The following is a 3,228-nucleotide window of genomic DNA, read 5'->3' as shown; positions in this document are numbered from 1 at the left end:
GACGAGGCCGGTGCGCAGCTCGCCGATCGGGCCGAGGGCCGAATCGGGCACCGGCGCACCGGAGTAACGCGCGCTCTCGGCGGTGGGCGCAGGCGACACTGCCCGCGCGGTGGACGTGGTGGTCGGCTGGGCCCGCGGCGCGGGCGGTGCGTCGACCGCACCGACCGGGTCGAAGGCGACGCCGTCGAAATCGAGGACTGTCATCGGGTCCACTCCCTCACCGAGGTCTGGAACTTCTCCGTCAGATCGGGCGTCGTGAGGACCGTGACGTCCGAGAACCGCTGCAGCACTGTGCCGTCGGTGGCCAGCGCGGTCGCGTCGACGCGGGCTTCGAGCCGCCCGGCGCGCGGGTTGTCGACCACCAGGACGAACGGTTCGGTGGTCGGCAGCGGGTGGTGGTAGTCGATCCGGCCGACACCCAGCGGCAGGCAGGCCGCGCCGAGCAGGCGGTGGCCGAGGACCGGCGGTCCCTGCAGGATCAGGTCGGCGGCGACGGGATCGTGCAGGCGGCCCGCGTAGGCGCCGTCGGCGACCGGGCCGGTGGGCAGCAAGCACTCCAGCACGATCGCGCTGTCGCTCTCGGAGCGGATGCCGCGCAGCCCCTGGAGCGCGGGGGCGTGGAACTGGACGGCATCGGTGTAGATCCGTCCGGCGTCGATGCCAGGACCGGCCACGATCGGCTGGGTGCCCGCCGTCTCCGGCCCCGCCGCCAGCAGCAGGGTCGCCCGGAAGTGGGCAGCCTTGTCACCGAAGACGGTGGCGCGCACCGCGGTGCGGCCGTCGACATCGGCCACCGGTTCGAGCTCGATCTCCAGCGCGGTGACCGGATGATCGAACACGAGCCCCTTGAGCACCTGGTAGTCGCGGACTCCGATCACGGTGCGGCCCGGCCGGGTTCGCTCCGCGAGGTTGATCATCGCGCCGAGCCCGAAGGTCGCGGGCAACACGATGTGCTCGCTGATCCGGTGCGCGGCGATCACGGGTTCGTCGACCAGATCGGTGACGTCGCGGCGGGCCCGCACCGGCGTCGCCGGGCGTTCGCCCGTCGACAGCGCGGTGGCCGCCCCGACCAGCAGGACCGGTTCGGGCCTGCGCGCCGTGGTGAACTGCGTGGTGAACGCGGCGGCACCGGCGGCGGGTGCGAGCAGCGGGATGCCGCGGCTGCGGAAGTGCTCGCGCAGGTCGTCGGTCACCATGCCGCCGTCCCAGGCGCCCCAGTCCAGCGCGGTGACGCGGTGGCCGGGATGCCTGCGCCGCCAGCTCACCGCGAAGCGGCACAGCGCCTCGTTCGCGGCGGCGTAGTCGGCCTGCCCGGTATTGCCGAACAGCCCGGCCACCGAGGTGAACAACACCAGATCCTTCGGCTCCCCCACCGCCGCCAGCACGGCGGCGAGACCACCGATCTTCGGACGCAGCACCCGCCCGATCGAGTCCGCCGTCTTGTCCGGGATCAGCGAGTCGGCCAGCACACCGGCGCCGTGCACGACACCGGTGACGGTGTCGCGCCACGGCGCGATCGCCGCGGCGAGGGCGGCCGCGTCGGTGGCGTCGACGGCCAGGTAGTCGGCGCGGTCGCCGAGCGTGGCCAGGGTGGCGCGGATTTCGCGGATCGCGCGGATCTCCCCGCACGCCCGGTCGATGTCCTTGGGCTTGACCCCGGTGCCCGCCAGGGCCCGCACGGCGGCCGGCTTGAGGTCACCGTCGGCGACCCCCACCGCCCAGGTGGGCTCGTCGGTGAGCTGGGTCCGCCCGAGCAGGACGAAGCGCGCGGCGCTGTGCGCGGCGAGGGCGAGCACACAGGTGGCGGTGACGCCGCGCGCGCCACCGGTCACCAGCAGGACGTCGTCGTCGGTCAGCACCGACGGATCGAGTTCGGCTGCGGCACTGACGGTCTCGCTGGTGAGGGCGGGCTTGTGCCCGCTCGGCACCGGGGTGCGGCGGCGGCCGGAGCCGTCGACGCCGACCTCGACGGTGTCGATCGCCGCGTCGCACAGTTCCTCGAGCACGATCTGGGCCACCCGCCCCGGCGTCGCCGCGGGGGCGATGTCGAGGGCCCGGCAGAACAAGGCCGGTTCCTCCGCGGCCAGGGTCTTCACCAGACCACCCAGCCCGCCGAGCAGCGCCGGCACCGGCTCGGCGTCACCGAGCAGACCCAGGTGCCCGTCGAGCCGGGTGACGGTGACAAAGCCCGCCCGGGCGCTCGCGCCACGCAGCGCGGGCAGCACCCGGCCGCCGACCAGGATCGCCTCGGTGAGGACGCGTTCGGCCTGCTCCCATTCCGACGCGACACCGGCCACGACCACGCAGACGTCCGCCGGTCCGGTCACGGCGTCGGCCGCGCCGACCCGCTGCACGCTCCAGCTGCGTTCGCGCAGTGCCTCTTCGATCGCCTCGCCGTCGGTCTCGGCGGATTCGTCCAGGCAGACCACCAGTGCGCGACCCGCCGGGCGATACGGATCGACCGCGAGATCGACCGGCGCCAGCTCGACGAGTTCGACGACGTGCCGCGGCGTTTCGGCCGCGGCCTCAGCTTTTGGGTGGACATCACCCCCGGCCAGCTCGGCCACGATCTGATCCAGCGACCGCAGGGTGCCGAGTTGCTCGGGTCCGAGGCTTGGCAGATTCGGAAACCGTTCCTGCAGAGCGCCGATCACCTGGACCCGCTTGATCGAGTCCACGCCCAGATCCNCTCGGGTCCGAGGCTTGGCAGATTCGGAAACCGTTCCTGCAGAGCGCCGATCACCTGGACCCGCTTGATCGAGTCCACGCCCAGATCCGCTTCCAGATCCATGGTCGGGTCGACCATCTCGACCGGGTAGCCGGTTTTGTCGGCGACGACTTCCCGCAGCGCCTGCCGCAGGGTGTCGGCGCTGGTGGCGTCGTCGGCCGGGGCGGCCTCGCTGGTCACGGGGACGTCGGGCGCGGCGGAAGTGGCGTCCGCGCCGGCCAGCAGATCCGCGATCTGGTCCAGAGTGCGCAGGGTGCCCAGCTGCTCGGGGCCGAGGCTGGGTAGCGACGGGAAGCGTTCCTGGAGTGCGCCGATGACCTGGACGCGCTTGATCGAGTCGACGCCGAGGTCGGCTTCCAGATCCATGGTCGGGTCGACCATCTCGACCGGGTAGCCGGTCTTGTCGGCCACGACCTCGCGCAGTGCCGCGCGGACGGCGTCACCGGTGACCGCACCAGCCGAAGCCGCGGGCTGCGGGGCGACGGCGGCCGGAGCGGCCT

At 73.1% G+C, this 3,228-nt stretch carries 2 protein-coding genes and 1 pseudogene; all 3 read right to left on the bottom strand.

Annotated features, from left to right (window positions below):
• A pseudogene (locus V8688_RS31700) lies at window positions 1-204 on the bottom strand (hypothetical protein); the annotation flags it as partial.
• Window positions 201-2,678: a KR domain-containing protein gene (locus V8688_RS31695; protein WP_342802353.1), complete on the bottom strand. Its 2,478-nt coding sequence runs from the start codon at window positions 2,676-2,678 to the stop codon at window positions 201-203. The gene V8688_RS31695 and the pseudogene V8688_RS31700, both read right to left, overlap by 4 nt.
• The coding region (locus tag V8688_RS31690) for an acyl carrier protein (protein WP_342802352.1) at window positions 2,651-3,228 on the bottom strand (578 nt) is incomplete at its 5' end. The genes V8688_RS31690 and V8688_RS31695, both read right to left, overlap by 28 nt.

Origin of the sequence: Nocardia sp. No.11, assembly GCF_038752175.1 — a bacterium.
In the GTDB taxonomy this organism is placed as follows: domain Bacteria; phylum Actinomycetota; class Actinomycetes; order Mycobacteriales; family Mycobacteriaceae; genus Nocardia; species Nocardia canadensis.
Note: the sequence above shows the minus strand (reverse complement) of the source record. Positions and strands in the feature narration are given on the sequence as shown.